The organism is Rothia sp. 110740021-2, from assembly GCF_054263775.1.
This window is the reverse complement of sequence record NZ_JBSZFE010000001.1, coordinates 415,782-435,210: the sequence shown is the minus strand read 5'-3', so window position 1 is coordinate 435,210 and position 19,429 is coordinate 415,782. Positions and strand designations below refer to the sequence as shown.

17 protein-coding genes and 1 tRNA gene are annotated in these 19,429 nt (G+C 58.4%); 10 read left to right on the top strand and 8 right to left on the bottom strand.

The features are described 5' to 3' along the window. Positions 1–110 precede the first annotated feature (110 nt). From rplA to ACUXHH_RS01860, 5 genes are all read right to left on the bottom strand, one after another. Positions 111–806 carry a 50S ribosomal protein L1 gene (gene rplA, locus ACUXHH_RS01880; protein WP_279741346.1) on the bottom strand — a complete coding sequence of 232 codons (696 nt, stop codon included), beginning with the start codon at positions 804–806 and terminating at the stop codon, positions 111–113. Positions 807–943: 137 nt separating this feature from the next. Further along, positions 944–1,372 carry a 50S ribosomal protein L11 gene (gene rplK, locus ACUXHH_RS01875; RefSeq protein WP_005504870.1) on the bottom strand — a complete coding sequence of 143 codons (429 nt, stop codon included), beginning with the start codon at positions 1,370–1,372 and terminating at the stop codon, positions 944–946. A 267-nt stretch (positions 1,373–1,639) separates the two neighbouring features. Continuing rightward, positions 1,640–2,386, bottom strand: coding sequence for a transcription termination/antitermination protein NusG (gene nusG, locus ACUXHH_RS01870; protein ID WP_458390703.1), 747 nt, complete (start codon positions 2,384–2,386; stop codon positions 1,640–1,642). A 104-nt stretch (positions 2,387–2,490) separates the two neighbouring features. Further along, positions 2,491–2,769 (bottom strand): preprotein translocase subunit SecE, encoded by a 279-nt coding sequence (secE, locus tag ACUXHH_RS01865; RefSeq protein WP_279741351.1) that lies wholly within the window; start codon positions 2,767–2,769, stop codon positions 2,491–2,493. A 77-nt stretch (positions 2,770–2,846) separates the two neighbouring features. Then, a tRNA-Trp gene (locus ACUXHH_RS01860) sits at positions 2,847–2,919 on the bottom strand. Positions 2,920–3,271: 352 nt separating this feature from the next. Here ACUXHH_RS01860 and ACUXHH_RS01855 point away from each other — a divergent pair. Next, complete coding sequence (locus ACUXHH_RS01855; RefSeq protein WP_279754860.1) at positions 3,272–4,474, top strand: pyridoxal phosphate-dependent aminotransferase; 1,203 nt, start codon at positions 3,272–3,274, stop codon at positions 4,472–4,474. 493 nt (positions 4,475–4,967) lie between these two features. Next, on the top strand, positions 4,968–5,999 hold the full coding sequence (locus tag ACUXHH_RS01850) for a 6-phosphofructokinase (RefSeq protein WP_279754858.1): 1,032 nt from the start codon (positions 4,968–4,970) through the stop codon (positions 5,997–5,999). A 124-nt stretch (positions 6,000–6,123) separates the two neighbouring features. Here ACUXHH_RS01850 and ygfZ read toward each other — a convergent pair whose 3' ends face one another. After that, complete coding sequence (gene ygfZ, locus ACUXHH_RS01845) at positions 6,124–7,359, bottom strand: CAF17-like 4Fe-4S cluster assembly/insertion protein YgfZ (RefSeq protein WP_458390702.1); 1,236 nt, start codon at positions 7,357–7,359, stop codon at positions 6,124–6,126. A gap of 82 nt (positions 7,360–7,441) precedes the next feature. Next, positions 7,442–8,122, bottom strand: a complete 681-nt coding sequence (locus ACUXHH_RS01840; protein WP_279741358.1) for a nitrobindin family protein — start codon at positions 8,120–8,122, stop codon at positions 7,442–7,444. 572 nt (positions 8,123–8,694) lie between these two features. Here ACUXHH_RS01840 and ACUXHH_RS01835 point away from each other — a divergent pair. The 7 genes from ACUXHH_RS01835 (at position 8,695) to asd (ending at position 17,149) form a co-directional block, all read left to right on the top strand. Next, positions 8,695–9,372 carry a winged helix-turn-helix transcriptional regulator gene (locus tag ACUXHH_RS01835; RefSeq protein WP_458390701.1) on the top strand — a complete coding sequence of 226 codons (678 nt, stop codon included), beginning with the start codon at positions 8,695–8,697 and terminating at the stop codon, positions 9,370–9,372. Positions 9,373–9,552: 180 nt separating this feature from the next. Beyond that, a complete protein-coding gene (gene mshD / locus ACUXHH_RS01830; RefSeq protein ID WP_279741362.1) occupies positions 9,553–10,617 on the top strand; it encodes a mycothiol synthase in 1,065 nt (354 codons plus the stop codon). Positions 10,618–10,682: 65 nt separating this feature from the next. After that, a complete protein-coding gene (locus ACUXHH_RS01825) occupies positions 10,683–12,956 on the top strand; it encodes an RNA degradosome polyphosphate kinase (RefSeq protein ID WP_279741363.1) in 2,274 nt (757 codons plus the stop codon). A 250-nt stretch (positions 12,957–13,206) separates the two neighbouring features. After that, positions 13,207–14,214 (top strand): NUDIX hydrolase, encoded by a 1,008-nt coding sequence (locus tag ACUXHH_RS01820; protein ID WP_458390700.1) that lies wholly within the window; start codon positions 13,207–13,209, stop codon positions 14,212–14,214. Between the two features lie 151 nt (positions 14,215–14,365). Then, positions 14,366–15,247 (top strand): thymidylate synthase, encoded by an 882-nt coding sequence (locus ACUXHH_RS01815; RefSeq protein WP_049353805.1) that lies wholly within the window; start codon positions 14,366–14,368, stop codon positions 15,245–15,247. A 22-nt stretch (positions 15,248–15,269) separates the two neighbouring features. Continuing rightward, a complete protein-coding gene (locus ACUXHH_RS01810) occupies positions 15,270–15,920 on the top strand; it encodes a dihydrofolate reductase (protein ID WP_279791189.1) in 651 nt (216 codons plus the stop codon). Positions 15,921–16,009: 89 nt separating this feature from the next. Then, positions 16,010–17,149 (top strand): aspartate-semialdehyde dehydrogenase, encoded by a 1,140-nt coding sequence (gene asd / locus ACUXHH_RS01805; protein WP_279741366.1) that lies wholly within the window; start codon positions 16,010–16,012, stop codon positions 17,147–17,149. 126 nt (positions 17,150–17,275) lie between these two features. Here the strand turns inward: asd and ACUXHH_RS01800 are convergent, their stop codons facing one another. Further along, a complete protein-coding gene (locus tag ACUXHH_RS01800; RefSeq protein ID WP_279789257.1) occupies positions 17,276–17,665 on the bottom strand; it encodes a PGPGW domain-containing protein in 390 nt (129 codons plus the stop codon). Positions 17,666–17,879: 214 nt separating this feature from the next. On the opposite strand from ACUXHH_RS01800, the gene ACUXHH_RS01795 reads away from it, so the two are divergent. Next, positions 17,880–19,307, top strand: coding sequence for an MFS transporter (locus ACUXHH_RS01795; protein WP_458390699.1), 1,428 nt, complete (start codon positions 17,880–17,882; stop codon positions 19,305–19,307). Positions 19,308–19,429 lie beyond the last annotated feature (122 nt).

Sequence of the window (19,429 nt, the reverse complement as noted above, 5' to 3'; positions counted from 1 at the left end):
ATTCCAGAACATACGAGCAGAGCGGCAGAGAGCAGGCATAAAAAATCGCCCCCGACGCCTAAACGTCGAGGGCGACTACTAGCTCATGCTAGAAGCTACAGGTACATATCTTATGCAGCAACGGCAGCCGGATCAACCGGGATGCCGGGGCCGAAGGTGGTAGCAACGGTTGCCTTGGAGATGTAACGACCCTTAGCCGAAGAGGGCTTCAGGCGGTTAACCTCTTCCAGAGCTGCCTGGAAGTTCTCCTCCAGCTGCTCAGCGGTGAAGGAAGCCTTACCGATAATGAAGTGCAGGTTGGAGTTACGGTCAACGCGGAAGTCAATCTTACCGCCCTTGATGTCTGCAACAGCCTTTGCAACATCCATGGTCACGGTACCGGTCTTGGGGTTCGGCATCAGGTTACGGGGACCCAGGATCTTACCCAGGCGGCCGACCTTACCCATCATGTCCGGGGTTGCAACCGCTGCGTCGAAGTCGGTCCAGCCGCCAGCGATCTTTGCAATCAGCTCGTCGGAACCAACGAAGTCAGCGCCAGCTGCCTCAGCCTCAGCAGCCTTGGGGCCTGCTGCGATAACGACCACACGAGCGGTCTTACCGGTGCCGTTGGGCAGGTTCACGGTGCCGCGAACCATCTGATCTGCCTTACGGGGGTCAACGGACAGACGCATTGCAACCTCAACGGTTGCGTCGGTCTTGGTGGAAGAGGTTTCCTTCGCCAGGGCGACTGCCTCAGCGGGGGTGTAGAGCTTACCCTCTTCAATCTTGGCTACAGCTGCCTGGTACGCCTTGCTGCGCTTTGCCATCTGCTTTTCTCCTTATGCAGTTGTGGTCTCGTGAGCCGCGCTCGGCTCTGCCACATCCCGTCCATATGACGGGCATTTACAAGTTCTGTGTAGAAAAATCTACGATGCCGGTTACTCGGCTATTCGGCGAACCGAAATTACTCGACGGTGATACCCATGGAACGAGCGGTACCTGCGATGATCTTGGAAGCAGCATCCAGGTCGTTTGCGTTCAGGTCGGGCATCTTGGTCTCAGCGATCTCGCGCACCTGAGCTTCGGTCAGCGAACCAACCTTGGTGGTGTGAGGAACAGCGGAGCCCTTAGCAACGCCAGCAGCCTTCTTGATCAGCTGGGAAGCCGGAGGAGTCTTGGTGATGAAGGTAAAGGAGCGATCCTCGTAGACGGTAATCTCAACGGGGATGATGTTACCGCGCTGTGACTCAGTTGCAGCGTTGTATGCCTTGCAGAACTCCATGATGTTTACACCGTGCGAGCCCAGTGCGGGGCCGACGGGGGGAGCCGGGTTAGCGGCGCCTGCCTGGATCTGCAGCTTGATGAGGCCAGTGACCTTCTTCTTGGGAGCCAATGTAGGGTCCTTTTCTTAGCTGGGAACCGACGCACAGGAGCGTACGCCGGCAAGACGGTGACCGTGGCGCGGTCACCCGTGCATCCACATGAAAGCGTGACATGCGCATACACAAACCAACATTCTAGCGTTAATCAACGACTTAATCCAGCGCCAGCTGGTAGAAAGACTAAACCCCGTCTGCACAGCTAATACCGCCTATGAAGCCGACACAAAATATGAGCCCCGCACCAACAGTGCGAGGCTCATATTCACACGCTAGAAGCGTTAAATCTTTTCGATCTCGGTGAAGCTCAAGGTCACCGGGGTGTCGCGACCGAAGACGGAAATCATCACGACAATCTGCTGGGACTCGCCCTTAATCTCCGAAACGGTAGCGTCCATACCCTCGAAAGCACCGGACTTCACGCGGACGTTCTCGCCCACAGTGTAGTCAGACTCGATAACGGGCTTGGAAACGGGAAGGCCCTGACTCTGCTGCTGCTCTTCGAAGACCGGCAGGAGCATGTCGAAAACTTCGTCCATGCGCAGCGGGACCGGGTTGTATGCATCCTGACCCACGAAGCCAGTGACACCGGGGGTGTGGCGGACAACGCCCCAGGAGTGGTCCGTCAGTTCCATACGCACCAGAACGTAACCGGGAACGCGTACTCGGCGGATGGTCTTCTTCACGGTGTTCTTGAACTCAACCACGGTCTCCATGGGAACCTGAACCTCGAAGATCTCATCTTCAGCCTCCAGGTTCTGGATACGGGTCTCGATACCGGTCTTCACCTTGTTCTCGTAACCGGAGTAGGTGTGCACCACATACCAGTCGCCCATCTGACGGCGCAGCTTAGACATAAATTCTTCCAGAGCGTCGACTTCCTCAGCCGCCTCAGTAGCTGCTTCAGCTACCTCGACAGCCTCGGTAGCTTCCTCAGCCTGCTGCTCAATAGTCTCAGACTCCTCAGTAGCCTCAGCAGCGGCTACCTCGACCTCTTCAATCTCGGATACCAGTTCCTGCTCGGACACGTCGCTCCTACTTTCTATCGTTAATCATCTAGAGGGGACTCCCACTCGCCAATGGACTGAGGGAAATCACTGATGGGGCACCCCAGATAAGGATGCAACCGGTACTAGTTACGCTGAATCGTTCCGTTACCAAAAATCCAGAATGCTCCCTGGCCGAAAAGATAATCCAGACCAGAAATGAGCAAGAGCATCACCACGACGAAGAACAGAACAGCAAAGAAGTAGCCAACCAGTTCGCGTCCGGTAGGAGTAGTAACCTTCTTCAACTCCGCAATAACTTCACGGAGGAATGCAAAAATACGGCCGAAGAAACCAAGCTTCTTATCGCTCTTCAACGATGCGCCGGACTTAACAGCCTTCTCGGCGGTAGCAGACGATGCCATTTCTTCTGCCCCTTTCTGAGTCTAAAAAAGTACGCCCGGGGAACGGGCGTACGAAGATGTTATTGAGGCAATAAAAGCAGGGCGGACAGGACTCGAACCTGCAACCTGCGGTTTTGGAGACCGCTGCTCTACCAATTGAGCCACCACCCTTCGAAGCGTTAACTTCAGGTGTGAGAGTTGCTTCTCACTTGCTGCTCCTCCATTGCCTCCTAGGCCACGGCTTTAGAGGGGCAAACAATTACACCCTTGCGGGTGCAGAACTAACTCTAAACCATCTTTCGGGGCCGATGCAACTTTAGAGTGTAATATTTTTCGAAAAACCTCTTGAGATACATTCACGAAGGGTTCCGCATCACCACTGGTGACCCTTATCCTATTACAAGGAACGCCGCCCACACCCGCGCCTATCACGCGCAGATTGGTCCTACACGCGCATTCCCATCACCTATTTCCTTGTCGACTTCACGCCGGCAGCGCACACGAAGAAAGAGAAGAGAGCCCTATGGCGCGTATTTCAAGCCGCATCGGTGCCATCGCACCCTCCGCCACCCTTGCCGTCGATGCAAAGGCAAAAGCACTCAAGGCTCAGGGACGCCCCGTCATTGGTTTCGGTGCAGGCGAACCGGACTTCCCCACCCCCGCGCACATTGTGGATGCCGCACGCGAAGCGCTCAACGACCCTAAGAACTTCCGCTACTCCCCCGCATCCGGTCTTCCCGAACTGAAGAAGGCAATTGCCGAAAAGACCCTGCGCGACTCCGGTGTGGAGATTGACCCCTCCCAGGTCGTCATCACCAACGGCGGCAAGCAGGCCGTCTACCAGGCATTCGCAACCGTCATCGACGAAGGTGACGACGTCCTACTACCCGCGCCCTACTGGACCACCTACCCCGAATGCATCCGCCTGGCAGGCGGTAACCCCATCGAGGTATTCGCCGGTAGCGACCAGCACTATAAGGTCACCGTCGAACAGCTCGAAGCCGCCTACACCCCCGCCACCAAAGCACTCATCTTCGTCTCCCCCTCCAACCCGACCGGCGCCGTCTACACCGAAGAGGAAACCCGCGCCATCGGCGAATGGGCACTGTCCAAGGGGATTTTCGTGCTGACCGATGAGATTTACGAGCATCTTACCTATGACGGTGTTGAGGCAGTCTCCATCCTGAAGGCAGTACCCGAGCTCGCTAACCTGTGCGTCATTCTCAACGGCGTGGCAAAGACCTACGCCATGACCGGTTGGCGTGTGGGCTGGATGATTGGCCCGCGCGACGTCATCGCTGCAGCCTCCAACCTGCAGTCCCACATGACCTCCAACGTCAACAACATCGCCCAGCGCGCAGCCCTTGCCGCGCTGACCGGCCCGCAGGACGACGTAGAAATTATGCACGCCGCCTTCGACCGCCGCCGCCGCACCATCGTAGATGGCCTGAACGCTATTGAAGGCGTGCACTGCCCCGTACCCACCGGCGCGTTCTACGCCTACCCGGATGTACGCGAACTGCTCGGCAAGGAAATTGAAGGCGTACGCCCGCAGACCACCGCAGAACTGGCTGAGCTCATCCTCGAAAAGGCTGAGGTCGCTGTGGTTCCCGGTGAGGCATTCGGCCCCAGCGGCTACCTGCGCCTCTCCTACGCGCTGAGCGACGAGGACCTGACGGAGGGTCTGGACCGCCTGCAGAAGTTCCTCGGTCAGGCACGCGACTAGTTCCGTCCCCCTCTGACCACGCCCGCTGAACCGTACAACTCACCTCGGTAGGGACTGCAGTTCAGTGGGGACAGCGGTTCAGGTGTGGGATGAACCGGTACAAAACGATCAATCACAGGGCTATTGACCGTTTTTTGTCCTAAAAACCGAGAACCCCACAAAGATTTAAAAATATTTTTAAAACTGCGGAGGCCTCCTACATCTTTTCAGGTGTGTGGAGGCCTCCGCTGCTTTTTTGGTGTCATACGTGGGAAGAGGCGGCTATTTGTATATCAAACCCAAACATACAGGTATAAAATACCTGAACTTTTATACAGAAATCCTGGCGTTCCCACGCCTCTCCACCACTACCCACACAACCCAAACACCGCTAAAATAGAGACTAAGAGAACGACCTCCCGACCAGTACGCATTCCGGTACCAGATTCGCGGAGGTCATAGTTATATACGCGCGCACAACACCCCAAGGCGCAAACATCCACAAGGAGCCAATATGAAGATCGGTCTGCTTACTTCCGGCGGCGACTGCCCCGGCCTGAACGCTGTCATCCGCGGCGCTGTCCTCAACGGCGTCAAGAAGTACGGCTACGAGTTCGTCGGCTTCCGTGATGGCTGGCGCGGAGTCGTTGAAGGCGACTACATGGACCTGCCCCGCCAGAAGGTCCGCGGTCTGGCGTCCCAGGGCGGCACCATCATCGGCACCTCCCGTACCAACCCCTTCGACGGCCCCAACGGTGGCCCCGAAAATATCGAAATCATGATGGAACGCCACGGTATCGACGCCATCGTCGCCATCGGCGGTGAAGGCACCCTCGCAGGCGCAAAGCGTCTAGCAGACGCAGGCCTGCCCGTCATCGGTGTCCCCAAGACCATTGACAACGACCTGCGCGCAACCGACTACACCTTCGGCTTCGACACCGCAGTGTCCATCGCAACCGAGGCGATGGACCGCATCCGCACCACCGGTGAATCGCACCACCGCTGCATGGTCGCGGAGGTCATGGGCCGCCACGTCGGCTGGATTGCACTGCACTCCGGCATGGCTGCAGGCGCACACGCAATCCTGATCCCCGAAGTCAAGGTCTCCATGGAGCAGGTTGCAAGCTGGGTCAAGGAAGTACACGACCGCGGCCGCTCTCCCCTGGTTGTTGTTGCTGAAGGCTTCATCCCCGAAGGCTTTGACGAGGTCATGGCAAACAAGGGTACTGAGAAGGACGGTCGTCCCCGCCTCGGTGGTATCGGTGACTACATCACCCACGAAATCGAGAAGATGACCGGCATCGAAACCCGCAACACCATCCTGGGTCACATCCAGCGCGGTGGCGCCCCCACCGGCTATGACCGTGTGCTGGCAACCCGCCTGGGCATGGGCGCAGTAGACATGGTTGCTCAGAAGCAGTGGGGCAAGATGGTCTCCGTTCAGGGTACCGAGGTCAAGTACGTACCCCTCGAAGAGGCACTGGACGGTCTGAAGTCCGTACCTCAGGAACGCTGGGACGAAGCATCCGTACTCTTCGGCCGCTAAACTCCTCAACCTCAGCATATTAGCTGGGCGCACATACTAAAACCGCGGAGGCGGGCACTCACAACGAATGTCCGCCTCCGCGGTTTTATGTAGGTCGTCAGATGCTATTGCCTAGCCAGATACTCTAGCGCTTCAAGAAATCTTGACCCGCCAAAGAACGACGCGCCACCTCACCGGACTCCGGCGAAACCACCGTCGTCTGAGCTACCGCATACTCAGTCGTCGGCGCCGGCGAACCATCGGGCAGGAAGTCGCCGCCATCAACCGCACGCAAAGGCGCCTGTGGATCAATACCGCGCTTGATCACAGCCAATGCAATCGGGCCCGCCTCATAATGCAACGCCACCGAGGTAATACGACCAACCGGGCGGGACTTACCCTCCACAAACAGCTCACTACCTACCGCCGGAAGGGTGTGCTCCGAACCGTCAATATCCAAGAACACCAGACGGCGCGGTGGACGACCCAGGTTATGCACGCGAGCCACCGTCTCCTGGCCCTTGTAGCAGCCCTTATCGAAATGCACCGCGGTACGGGTATAATCCAGCTCCTGCGGAATGGTCTTATCGTCAGCTTCAGTGCCGTAGCGCGGGCGCCACGCCTCAATACGCAGAGCCTCCGCAGCCCACAGACCGGCAAAGCGGGCATCCGAAGATTCAGCCAGGGCGGGCAGAACAGCGCGCGGCACAATGCTCAAGAAACGCACATAGTCCGCACCCGGGTGATGATCGCCCGCCTCATCGTAACGGTAGCTGCCCGGTGCCGGAGTGTGCCAAGGGTCTTCCCACACCAGCGGCTTACCCTCAGCAAGCGCCGGATGCACCGAACCGTCCTGCAGGATCGGGTTGCGGGCGCTCTCCAGCACCGCATACTCATCACTGAGGTTCTGCACCTCAACGCGCATCATGAACTTCATGCGGTTCAGGTAATCGGTCAGCAGCTGCGCCTGGTCGCCCTCCACAATTAGCCAGAGTGCCTCGCCGTCTTCAATTGCGGCGGGTGCATACTCCACGCGGCCCTGAGGGGAAAGCAGCAGGAACTCACGACTCTCCCCGGCGGTCATGCCGGTCAGAATCTGCGAGGCAATGGAGGTCAGCCAGGTCTGGCGATCCGGCCCCTCAACACGCACCACGCCCAGGCAGGAGCGATCCACCAACACTAGCGGCTCCTGATCCTGTGCGGAGCGGTCAAAGCTGAGGGCGCGCTGCTCCAGCATCGGATTGCCGTAGTGTACGGCAACGCCAGTATCCAGTCCGGAGGCCGCAAAAGCGCCATGCAGGCTCAACAAGGGGCTCACCGGGCGGGCAGTCTCAGGTTGGGATACCTCAGCCTGAGACGCTTCAAACAAAGATTCAGTCACGGATGGTGCACCTTTCACGCAAAGAGTCTACCCCGCCACGTAGCGGGGCAGACAGAAGTTAACTACTCAGCACCGGGCTCGCCTACTCAGCACCGGGCTCGCCGGTAGGCTCGCCACCGCCCAAAGGCCCGAACATCGAAGTACCCAAGGAAGCACCGGTCATCGAGGAGGTCTTACGCAGCTCGGCGGAGGCGTGCTTGTGCAGCTTGCCCTCGGTATCTGCGATTTCCCAGTCCCACATGAGGTTACCGTTGACCAGGCCCCATAGTCGCACGGAGCCTGCGTACTCATGGGAAATCTCATCGCGCAACAGGTTACCGGTCTGCATACGAATCACAGGGCCCTTGACCATGCCCACGTAGTTTTCGCTAATGCCGCCGGGGTGCGCAATGGTCGCCAGCAGGGAGAAGCCGTCGTCGGCGTTGCGGAGAGTCTCTACGCTTGCCGCGTCAGCGAAGGCGGGAACAATGTCCTTGGGGACGATACCGAAGCCGCCGTCAGCATCGGTGAGGGGGCGGTCAATCTGCCAGAAGCCAGTCTCAACGGTGATGGGGCGCAGCTTCTGGCCCTCATCGTCGAGCAGGAAAGACTCGGCGCGGTATTCGATAAAAGGCAGGCCTTCCTGCTCAAAAGTAATGATCTGGCCGAAGGGGGTGTTTTCCTGACCTTCGTACCACATGGTTCCGGTACCTTCCCAGGTACCCAGCAGCCAGGAAAGGGGAACAAGTTCGGGGGTTAGATTCGTCGGAATTTCAATAGCCATACCCACCATTTTAGTGCCTGGATCATGACAAGCGCCCATTATGTCCACCTGTTCGCCCAAGGCACCGGGCGGGTTACGGGGCTTTATGATCCGCGCTATTAAGCAAACCCGGCAAAAATAAAACCCCCAACCGGAAGGGACCGGTGGGGGTTTACGCCGTCATTGGCGAGGCGGTACGAACCATATGGGGACACCACCTAAGCCCTGTGTGGGCGATACTTCTGCTCTGTGCAGGAAGACTACTTCTGACCGCTGAAGAGGCCACGCAGTACTGCGAATGCACCGATACCGATGCACACGGAGATAATAGCCATCAGCGACATGAAGAGAGCTTCGAGAGCCATAAGATTGTTATCCATGCCTTAAACCTACCATAGACTCCCCCTGAAAAGGGCGCAGAATCAGTGCTAAAGACATACTGGACAGAGCTCTCGGCAACAACCTACTCAGACGAATAAGTAACCAGTCCGGCATACGATACCTGCTCCTGCTCTTTGCCGCTTCCACAGCTGCAGCATAGGCGGGCGAGTACACTAGAAAGAGCCTAATATTTTACCGGGGAAGGAGAGGGTGTGTACCGTATTGCGCTTCTGAGTGATACCGCCGCACAGGATATGATCCCCTCGCTGAGTCTACTTAGCCACAAGGTACACATTTTCTCCCTCGACACCGCCCATACAGCCCTTGAAACCGAGACATTCGACCTGTTCATGGTCGATGCCCGCACCGCCCTCGTCAAAGCACACCGCTGCGCCCAGCTACTGCGCGTCGCAGGTGTACAACTGCCGCTCATCGCGCTCCTAAATGAAGGTGGCATGGCTGCTGTTGCCGCCTCCTGGCAGGTGGACGATATTGTCTCTGACCAGGCCTCCCCTTCCGAAATGGATGCGCGTCTACGTCTTGCCGTTAAAAGGGAAGCAACCACCGAAGAAGAAAACCAGCAGGAACGAGTGGTACGCGCAGGCAACCTCGTGATTGACACCCAGGCGTACTCCGCGCATCTTTCTGGTACAGCACTGAACCTGACCTTCAAAGAGTTTGAACTGCTCAAATTCATGGCGCTACACCCCGGACGGGTCTTCTCCCGTGCCCAGCTACTCTCCGAAGTGTGGGGTTATGACTCCTACTACGGCGGCACCCGCACCGTGGATGTACATGTACGTCGTCTGCGTTCCAAGCTAGGAACCGAGTACGAGCAGATGATCTCGACCGTCCGTAATGTTGGGTATTCCTTCAATATCACCCGCTAAATTTCGCGGCACCAACCACTCATTTGGTGTACCCACTCTGCCAGTTGCCCCGGTGCTGCACCGAGTACCAGAATGCGTAAATGTTCCGGTTCTTGTCATATTCGCCCAGGACGGAGAACAAACTCTCCAAAGAGCAACTATCCCCGGTAGAGTTGAACCAGAAGGCTACGAAAGAAGGCGATGATGGTACACAACCAGACACCCGATTCCTCCACCCTGCCCGATGCAAGCACCCCGGTCTACGCAGAACCGCAGCTCACCGAAGAGCTACTAGAACGCTTCGATTCCTTCGCGCAGAAGGTTGCCCGCCATGACGGCGTCTCGGCGTTCTCTGAGCAGACCCGCATTGAGCTGAGTAAGGCACTCCACGAAAGCACCCTGACCCCTCCGCGTTTCTTTATCGCAGAGGACGAGGGCACCCTCGCAGCCGTCTTTGTGGCGCTTACCCCCACCAATGACGAAGATACCGGCGTGATTGAGGCAGCTGTCGCCCCCGAATATCGCGGACGAGGCGCCGGCAGTGCATTCTTCGACCATGCTGTCCGCCAGCTGGGCAATGACGCGACGCGACACCGTCTCTGGGTGCACGGTACCGCCACCGACACCGGCATTGAAAGCCCCGCCCACACCTTTGCGACCCTGCACGGCTTCAAGCCGGTGCGTGTGCTTTACAAGATGGTTCTGCCTCTGGACGCTCAAACTCGTGAAGACCTTGTGGAACGCTCCGACGCGCGAACCCTGCCCGAAAACCTACGCATGCGCACCTTCACCAGTGTGGACGAGTTTCCCTGGCTACGCGTGAACGCTGCAGCGTTTGCGCACCACCCCGAGCAGGGCAAGCTCACCCTTGCTGATTTGCGCGAGCGCACCGGCTCCTCCTGGTTTCGTCCCGAGGGTTTCTTCATCGCCTCCGAGGTGGATGATGACTCCGCCATTGCGGCATTCACCTGGACTAAGATTCCGACCGGTCAGGAGCAGGGCAAGCTGTCCCCCTCCGGCGAGATTTACGTGGTGGGCGTGAACCCGCAAGCTCAGGGATGCGGTTTGGGCCGCACCCTCACTCTGCGTGCGCTGGCGTACCTGGCGTGCGCTGAGGATGAGAATGGCGAGCCGCTGCGCGCGATTGACCTGTACGTGGACGCCGATAATGACACCGCCTATGCCCTCTACACTTCCTTGGGCTTTGGTGTGGCGACGGTTGATCGCATGTACGCTCCCGAGCAGCAGGATGAGCCTGCCGCATAGTTTCTGTACGCAGTCTTTGGCGTGCTTCTTTACGACTTATCCCCGATCAGAAAGGCAAGTACAGTATGGTACCCGCCCCCAATGGCCTGAATAAGGCGCCTAAGCCCAAGCCGTCTGAGCCTGCGCCCATGACCGGTGTCATTCACATTGGCCACGATATTTCAAAGATTGAGCGCGCCGAATCTCGCGGTGACCGCATTGAGAAGGGTGAGAAGCGCTCCTATTTCAGCTTAGAAGAGGAGTTTGGCCCGGAGCGTTTCTTCGACCGTGAGAGCAGCTGGCTAGATTTCAATACCCGCGTGTTGGAGTTGGCGGAGGACCCAAACCTGTTTCTGCTGGAGCGTCTGAACTTCCTGTCGATTGTGGCGTCTAACCTGGACGAGTTCTTCATGGTGCGCGTGGCCGGTTTGAAGCGCCGTATCGCCACTGGCTTGGCGGTGCCTTCGGCAGCCGGGCTGAGCCCCGAGGAGCAGATGGAAGAGATTGCTGAACGCGCTCACCAGCTGCAGGCTCGTCACGCTGATGTATTCCATAATCAGGTTCTACCTGCTCTGGAGGAGCAGAACATCCGTATCGTGGGTTGGAACGATCTGGATACGGACGCTAAGCAGCGTCTACGCCAGGAGTTTATGCAGGATATCTTCCCGATTCTGACCCCGCTGGCGGTTGACCCGGCACACCCCTTCCCGTACATTTCGGGTCTGTCGCTGAACCTTGCGGTGCTGGTGCGTAACCCCCAGACCGGCAAGGAGCTGTTCGCTCGCGTGAAGGTGCCCGATCAGCTGGACCGTATGGTCTCTGTGGATGGTTCGCGCGCCGCCAACACTGCGGGCCGCGAAAGCCGCTACATTGCGCTCGAAGACATCATTGCTGAGCACCTGGATACCCTCTTCCCGGGCATGGAGGTTGTAGAGCACCACGTCTTCCGCGTGACCCGTAATGAGGATCTTGAGGTAGAAGAGGACGACGCCGAGAACCTGCTGAAGGCTCTGGAGAAGGAGCTTCTGCGCCGTCGTTTCGGCCCGCCGGTCCGCCTGGAGGTTGAGGACACCATCAACCCGACCATCCTGGATTTGCTGATTTCTGAGCTGAACATCCACGAGTCCGAGGTGTACCGTCTGCCGGCTCCGTTGGATTTGCGGGGCATGAGTGCGATTGTTCGTGCGAACCGTCCGGCTCTGCACTATCCCAAGCACATTGCGCACACGTCCCGCTGGCTCAACGCCACCGAGACTGCGAAGGCTGCGGACGTTTTCGCTGCCGCCCGCGATCACGACGTGCTGCTGCACCACCCGTACGATTCCTTCGCAACCAGTGTGCAGGCGTTCTTGGCGCAGGCTGCCGCCGACCCGCGTGTTCAGGCGATTAAGCAGACCCTGTACCGCACCAGTGGCGATTCCCCCATCGTGGATGCGCTGATTGAGGCAGCCGAGGCTGGCAAGCAGGTTGTGGCGCTGGTGGAGATTAAAGCTCGCTTTGATGAGGAAGCGAACATCTCCTGGGCTCGTAAGCTGGAACGCGCTGGCGTGCACGTGGTGTACGGCATCGTGGGTTTGAAGACTCACTGCAAGCTGTCGCTGGTGGTGCGCCGCGAGGGTAACCACCTGCGTCGTTACGCGCATATTGGTACCGGTAACTACCACCCATCGACCGCTCGTTTCTACGAGGACTTGGGGCTCATTACATGCAATGAGCAGATCTGTGAGGATGTTTCCCGCCTGTTCAACCAGCTGTCCGGTTACGCGCCGAAGACCAACTACCAGTCGCTACTGGTGGCGCCGCGTACTCTGCGTAGCGGCCTGATTGAGTGCATCGATCAGGAGATTGAGAACCACAAGGCGGGCCGTCCAGCGAAGATTCAAATTAAGTGCAACTCCATGGTGGATGAGGCCGTCATCGATTCGCTGTACCGTGCTTCGCAGGCCGATGTGCCGGTGGATGTGGTGGTTCGCGGTATTTGCGCGCTGCGCCCGGGCGTTAAGGGTCTGAGCGAGAATATTCGCGTCCGTTCGGTGCTGGGCCGCTTCTTGGAGCACTCACGCGTATTTGCGTTTGAAAACGGTGGCGACCCGATTGTCTATATTGGCTCTGCCGATATGATGCACCGCAACCTGGACCGCCGTATTGAGGCTCTGGTACCGGTGAAGGATCCGCGCCACGTGAAGTACCTACGTGACATGTTCACCATCTACATGAGTGATTCTTCGCGTACTTGGCACCTGGATTCTGAGGGTAACTGGACCCGCCACGATACCGATGACCAGGGCAACCCGCTGCAGGATGTGCAATCCTACTACCTGAGCTCGCGTTCTCGTAAGAACGTGGTGGATAAGGTCTAAGGATTTGCCGCTGGACTGCCAGTAATTTCTGGTGGTGAGCCCCGTCTATTCTCACACTTGATAGCGTAGAGCAGGCGGGGTTTGCCGTGTGCCGTGCAAAATCTTGGGGTGGACTAGTGCACTTAGCGCAAAAGTAAACAACAGGTTACGTTGAGATTACAACTTGACGCTTCTCTCCCCTACAATTAGACGTGGAGCATGGTGCCCGCTGGCATTGTGCGCAGCCTAGCGAAGAGGATCAGAGAGAGATATGGCACCGCTGAATTCCCCCTCCATCTACTACTCCGCACGACGTTTTGATGCGGTCAACAGCATTGACCGCACCCCCGCGAACACTGCGGATATTGTTGCTTCTGGCGCTCTGATTTGGCGCATGCGCAATGGTGCGCTTGAGGTTCTAATTATTCACCGTCCCCGCTACGATGACTGGTCCTGGCCTAAGGGCAAGCAGGATCCGGGCGAGTCCCTGGCAGAGACCGCTATTCGCGAGATTCGCGAAGAGGTCGGCCTGCAGGTTATTCTGGGCGTGCCCCTGGCGGTAACCGCTTATCCGGTGGGTGGCCGTCCGAAGGATGTTTTCTATTGGGCTGCTGAACTGCCCGATGGTGCCCGTGCCCTGGCTGATGAGGGTGAAGTGGATGAGTTGCGCTGGGTAACCACCGACGTGGCTCGCGCTCTGCTGACCAACCAGGATGATCTGGCACCTCTGGAGTCTCTGGAAGCCCTGGCTGAGGCGGATGCGCTGCGTACCCACCCGATTCTGATTGCCCGCCATGCGAAGGCCAAGCCGCGTTCGAACTGGGCTGCTGCTGAGGATGACCGTCCGCTCGCGGCGACCGGCAAGCGTCAGGCGCTGGCTTCTAGCCGTCTCTTTGCGGCGTGGTCTCCGAGCCGTATTATTTCTTCTCCGTGGTTGCGCTGCGTGCAGACCGTGACCCCGTACTCGGTGGATTACGGTGTTTCGGTGAAGGAGAAGAAGTCCCTGTCAGAGGCTGGCGCTCAGCGTCACCCGGCGCGCGTTGCCCGTACCGTGGCGTCGCTATTCGATAAGGATTCTTCCTCGCTACTGTGCACTCACCGCCCGGTACTACCCCAGGTGATGGATGTGCTGCGTGAGTACCTGTTTGAGGGTTCCGCGGAGGTTCTTCCGACCGAGGACCCGTACCTGGAACCCGGCGATACCCTGGTACTGCAGGTGACTGAGGGCGATGCCCCGCGTATTGTCTCGGTGGAGCGAGTACGCGCGGCTCTGGACTAGCATCCATATACTTTTATCTTCTAACGGCGAGCGCGCTGGGCTTTATGCTCAGCGCGTTTGCTCTACCTGCGCCCATTCGAGGGTTTTACAATAGAGGGGCGGCTGATTGTGCCGCTTCTGACGCTTACTAACAGGATTCAAGGTTTTTCTTATGACTCATGCAATCCCCACCCCTTACGAAGATCTTCTGCGCGAAATCCTCGAGGAGAACAAGGACGCTATCGCGGCGGACGCGCAGCGTTCCGACCGTACCGGCACCGGCACCTTCGGCGTGTTTGGTCGTCAGATGCGTTTTGATTTGCGTGAGTCGTTCCCGCTGATTACCACCAAACGTGTGCATTTTAAGTCAGTTGCCATTGAGTTGCTGTGGTTCTTGCGTGGTTCCTCGAATGTGCGCTGGTTGCAGGAGCGCGGCGTGACCATTTGGGATGAGTGGGCTGATGAGAACGGCGATTTGGGCCCGGTCTACGGTGTGCAGTGGCGTTCGTGGCCAACCCCCGATGGTGGCACGATTGACCAGATTGCGAAGGTTATCGATTCGTTGAAGAATAACCCGAGCTCGCGTCGTCATATTGTTTCAGCGTGGAACCCCGCTGAGGTGGACAACATGGCGCTTCCGCCCTGCCACGCGCTCTTCCAGTTCTATGTACACGAGCGCCAGGACGGTGTGAAGGAGCTGTCCTGCCAGCTGTACCAGCGCAGCGCGGACATGTTCCTGGGCGTGCCCTTCAACATCGCCTCGTACGCTCTGCTGACCTACCTGATTGCGCAGGAGGTGGGTATGGAGCCCGGCGAGTTCGTGTGGACCGGCGGTGACTGCCACATCTATTCAAACCACCTTGAGCAGGTGAAGAAGCAGCTGGGCTACGGCACCGACCCGGAAGGTAACCCCTACCCGCCGCGTGAGCCGTACCCTTACCCGAAGCTAGTTATTAAGACCAAGAAACCTTCTATTTTCGATTACGAGTATGAAGACTTTGAGCTGGTGGATTACAAGCACCACCCCGGTATTGCCGCCCCGATTGCGGTCTAACTACAGATTGTAAGGAGGCATGATGTACCGTCTGGGCGCTATTTGGGCTCAAACTGATGCCGGCATCATTGGTCGTAACGGGGATATGCCCTGGTACGCGCCGGAGGATTTGGCGCATTTCAAGAAGGTGACACTGGGTGCTCCGGTGATCATGGGTCGCCGCACCTGGGAGTCGTTCCCGCCGCGTTTCCGTCCCCTGCCGGGCCGTACAAATATTGTGATTAGCCGTTCGGTCACCGAGGCTAAAGAACGCGATGGTGCGCTGTGGGTGCCTTCGCTGAATGCGGCGCTATACGCGGCTCGTGACGCCGCGGGCACGGCGGTCGAAGATACCTCAGCAGATACCGCCGCAGTTGATGCTTGGATTATTGGTGGCGGCTCCGTCTACGCGGAGGCGCTCTCCCGCGCCGATCTGCCCGCCTTCGGTCGGGTGGAGACGGTGGAGCGTACCCTCTTCTACTGCCAGGAAGGCAACGAGATTACCGGCGATACGCGAGCGCCCGAACTACAGCTTGCAGATTCTCATGGTAACTGCGAAGGCGGCTCCCCGAACGGGTGCTGGCAGGTCACCTCCGAGAGTGCCTGGGAGAACAGCGAGAAGGGCTACCTGCTCGATGAGGCGGGCACAAAGAACCCCATGTACTTCTCGTTCCAGCGGCTCGAGCGTCTGTAGCTCTCGCATACGTACCGGGCCGTTCCGAATATCAGATTTTTTGTACGGTGTTAGTCCCCACTCACCAGCCTGCGAGTACACTGGGAAGCATGAACTTTAATCCCGGTGACTCTGTAGGTTTTGTTGGCTGGCGCGGCATGGTGGGCTCCGTCCTCATGAAGCGCATGGTTGAGGAAGGCGACTTCGAGGGCATTACCCCCGTCTTCTTCACTACCTCTAATGTTGGTGGCGCAGCGCCCACCTTCGACGGTGTGATTGAGCCGTCCGAGCTGAAGGACGCATACGACATTGATGAGCTGCGTAAGCACTCGATTATTGTGACCGCTCAGGGCGGCGGCTACACCGAGGCTGTGCACCCGAAGCTGCGTGCGGCTGGCTGGGACGGCCTGTGGATTGACGCCGCTTCTACCCTGCGCATGAACGATGACTCCATCATCGTGCTGGACCCCATCAACCGCGAGGTCATCGACCGCGGCCTGGCATCCGGCGTGAAGGACTTCGTCGGCGGCAACTGCACCGTCTCCTGCCTGCTGATGGGTCTGGGCGGCCTCTTCAAGAACGACCTGGTCGAGTGGGCTACCTCCATGACCTACCAGGCTGCTTCCGGCGGCGGCGCCCGCCACATGCGCGAGGTGCTCGCGCAGTTCCGCGACCTGGGCAACGAGGTCTCTAAGGAGCTGAACGACCCCGCATCCGCAATCCTGGACATCGACCGCAAGATTCTTGCGAAACAGCGCTCCGGTGAGCTGGATTCTACCCAGTTCGGTGTGCCGCTCTCCGGCTCCCTGATTCCTTGGATTGACTCGGATTTGGGTAACGGCCAGTCTCGTGAAGAGTGGAAGGCTGAGGTCGAGACCAACAAGATTCTGGGCCGTTCCGACGATAACAAGATCACTATGGACGGCCTGTGTGTCCGGATCGCTGCGATGCGCTCGCACTCTCAGGCGCTGACCATCAAACTCAAGAAGGACCTACCGCTGGAGGAGATTGAGCGTATTATCGCTGAGGATAACCCCTGGGTCCGCTTCGTGCCGAATGAGCGTGAGGCTTCTATGGAGCAGTTGACCCCCGTGGCAGCTTCGGGTGCTCTGGAGATTCCGGTTGGTCGCGTGCGTAAGCTCGCTATGGGCCCCGAGTACATTAGCGCATTTACCGTGGGTGACCAGCTGCTCTGGGGTGCTGCTGAGCCGATTCGCCGTATGCTGCAGATTGCTATTGGCAAGCTCTAAAGCTCGCTGACAAGCTATAGAAAAGCCCTCGCTCTCATTCTCTTATCGGATGGGTGCGAGGGCTTTGTGTGTCTGCGTATAGCTTGCGCGGACCGGGTTAGTGCGGGCCTGGTTAGCGTGAGTAGGTTAGCGCTGGTTTGTGGCGGCCGCCTTACGTTCTGCCTGACGTACGGCTTTGCGTTCCTTACGCTGCTGTCGCCAGGCGCGGTAGCGGTACCAGGCGGTGAGCACCACGTGCTTCATGAAAATATTGGCGCGGTGTGCCCAGGTGAATTCAGTACCCCAAATGCCCAGGCCGATAAAGATGAACAGCCAGCCGGGGCCGGGGGTGACGAGCATAATCAGCCCGGTGATAAAGCAGAAGGTGCCTATGCCGATGACGAGTGGCTTGTAGAGATGACGCATGACCGGATGCGCGTGCATGCGCTCCTTGCGGGCTTCAAGCCAGCGGTGAAAGCGGCTGGTTTCGCTTTCCTTGACTTCATCTTCAATGGTTTTCAGGAGTGGTCCTTCCAAACATGCCGTAGGTGGCTTTCACCAGGCGGCGGTGGTTAGAGAATAGCATTCACTGCTGTATAGCGGCTGTGAAAGATTTCGTCATGTATGAGATTTTTCGTCATCTTCAAAGTTTTTTCATTTAGCGGCGTTCAAGTCGAAAATACCTTTATATACTGTAAGGGAACAATTCACCCGGCACTACGCCTAAACACTATGGAAGCGACCCAATACCGTGTCCTCCTCACGTCCCGTATCAACGGACTCACCCCGCACCAACGCTGTTGCACCCGCTGGTACCTCTGCGCCCGCCACTGAACGCAACGTCGCCCCGACTCTCAACGAACGCCTCGAAAACCTGCCCTTCACCCGCGCCCACGGCAAGCTCCTGGGTATCTCGGGTCTCGGCTGGGCGCTGGATGCCATGGACGTCGGCCTCATCTCCTTCGTCATGGCGGCACTCATCAAGGAGTGGCAACTCAGTCCCACCGAAGCCTCCTGGCTCGGATCCATCGGATTCGTCGGCATGGCGCTCGGTGCGACCTTCGGCGGTCTACTCGCCGATAAGCTCGGCCGCCGCTACATCTTCGCCCTCACCCTGCTGGTGTACGGTCTGGCGACCGGCGCCTCCGCCCTAGCAACCTCCCTGGGCGTGCTGCTCGTCTTCCGTTTCTTGGTCGGTCTAGGTCTGGGAGCGGAACTTCCCGTGGCATCCACCCTGATTTCTGAGTTCTCGCCGCGCGCTATTCGTGGCCGCGTCGTGGTTGCTCTGGAGGCTTTCTGGGCTCTCGGTTGGATTCTCGCCGCTCTCATCGGCACCTTCATCGTTCCGCAAGCGAACGGCTGGCGCTGGGCGCTTGCCATCGGTCTGATTCCAGCCATCTACTCGCTGGTAGTCCGCATGGGCACTCCCGAATCAGTGCGCTTCCTGGAGTCAGTCGGCAAGCACGACCAGGCACGCCAAATCGTTGAACGTTTCGAGGCGTCCCCCGCGCTCTTCTCCCGAACCGGCAAGAAGCAGACCGAAGATGCTTCCGTACACGGCGCGGTAGAAAGCGCCGACAATGCAGAATCTGCGAAGATTCACTCCATCTGGGCTACCGGTCAGCGCCGCAAGACCATCGCCCTGTGCGTCATCTGGTTCTGTATCAACCTCTCCTACTACGGTGCCTTCATCTGGATTCCGGCGCTGCTGAACGCCCAGGGATTCAGCCTCGTGAAGTCCTTCGCGTTCACGCTCATCATGACCCTCGCCCAGCTACCCGGCTACGCGGTCGCCGCCTATCTCATCGAAAAGTGGGGTCGACGCGCAACTCTGGCGACCTTCCTGCTTGGCTCCGCACTGGCGGCGGCTGGTTACGGCATGGCGCACACCGAGGTATTCATTATCCTCGCCGGATGCATGCTCTCCTTCTTCAACCTGGGTGCATGGGGTGCTCTCTACGCCCTGAGCCCGGAAATCTTCCCGACCCACCTGCGCGGAACCGGCACCGGTGCCGCCGCCGGTATTGGCCGTATCGCTTCCATCACGGCACCGCTCATTGTGCCGCCGCTGGTCGCGTTCGGTGGAACTCCGCTACTCTTCACGCTCTTCTCCACCGCGTTCCTGGTAGCGGCGACCACCGTGTTCTTCCTCCCTGAACGCCGCGGCAAATCCCTCTAACGAGCTGCCCCCCTACACGATGAGCTGTCCCTCCTGAACGCTCTTTCCTAGCAATCAGAAGGGGACAGCTCATTTGTCATTTAAGCCCCTCTAACCGTGCACCACAACCTTAAACTATGAGA

Coding starts and splice junctions, on each gene's coding strand:
- rplA (WP_279741346.1), bottom strand. CDS start 806: ATGGCAAAGCGCAGCAAGGCGTACCAGGCAGCTGTAGCCAAGATTGAA.
- secE (WP_279741351.1), bottom strand. CDS start 2,769: ATGGCATCGTCTGCTACCGCCGAGAAGGCTGTTAAGTCCGGCGCATCG.
- ACUXHH_RS01855 (WP_279754860.1), top strand. CDS start 3,272: ATGGCGCGTATTTCAAGCCGCATCGGTGCCATCGCACCCTCCGCCACC.
- ACUXHH_RS01850 (WP_279754858.1), top strand. CDS start 4,968: ATGAAGATCGGTCTGCTTACTTCCGGCGGCGACTGCCCCGGCCTGAAC.
- ACUXHH_RS01840 (WP_279741358.1), bottom strand. CDS start 8,122: ATGGCTATTGAAATTCCGACGAATCTAACCCCCGAACTTGTTCCCCTT.
- mshD (WP_279741362.1), top strand. CDS start 9,553: ATGATGGTACACAACCAGACACCCGATTCCTCCACCCTGCCCGATGCA.
- ACUXHH_RS01825 (WP_279741363.1), top strand. CDS start 10,683: ATGGTACCCGCCCCCAATGGCCTGAATAAGGCGCCTAAGCCCAAGCCG.
- ACUXHH_RS01820 (WP_458390700.1), top strand. CDS start 13,207: ATGGCACCGCTGAATTCCCCCTCCATCTACTACTCCGCACGACGTTTT.
- ACUXHH_RS01815 (WP_049353805.1), top strand. CDS start 14,366: ATGACTCATGCAATCCCCACCCCTTACGAAGATCTTCTGCGCGAAATC.
- ACUXHH_RS01810 (WP_279791189.1), top strand. CDS start 15,270: ATGTACCGTCTGGGCGCTATTTGGGCTCAAACTGATGCCGGCATCATT.
- asd (WP_279741366.1), top strand. CDS start 16,010: ATGAACTTTAATCCCGGTGACTCTGTAGGTTTTGTTGGCTGGCGCGGC.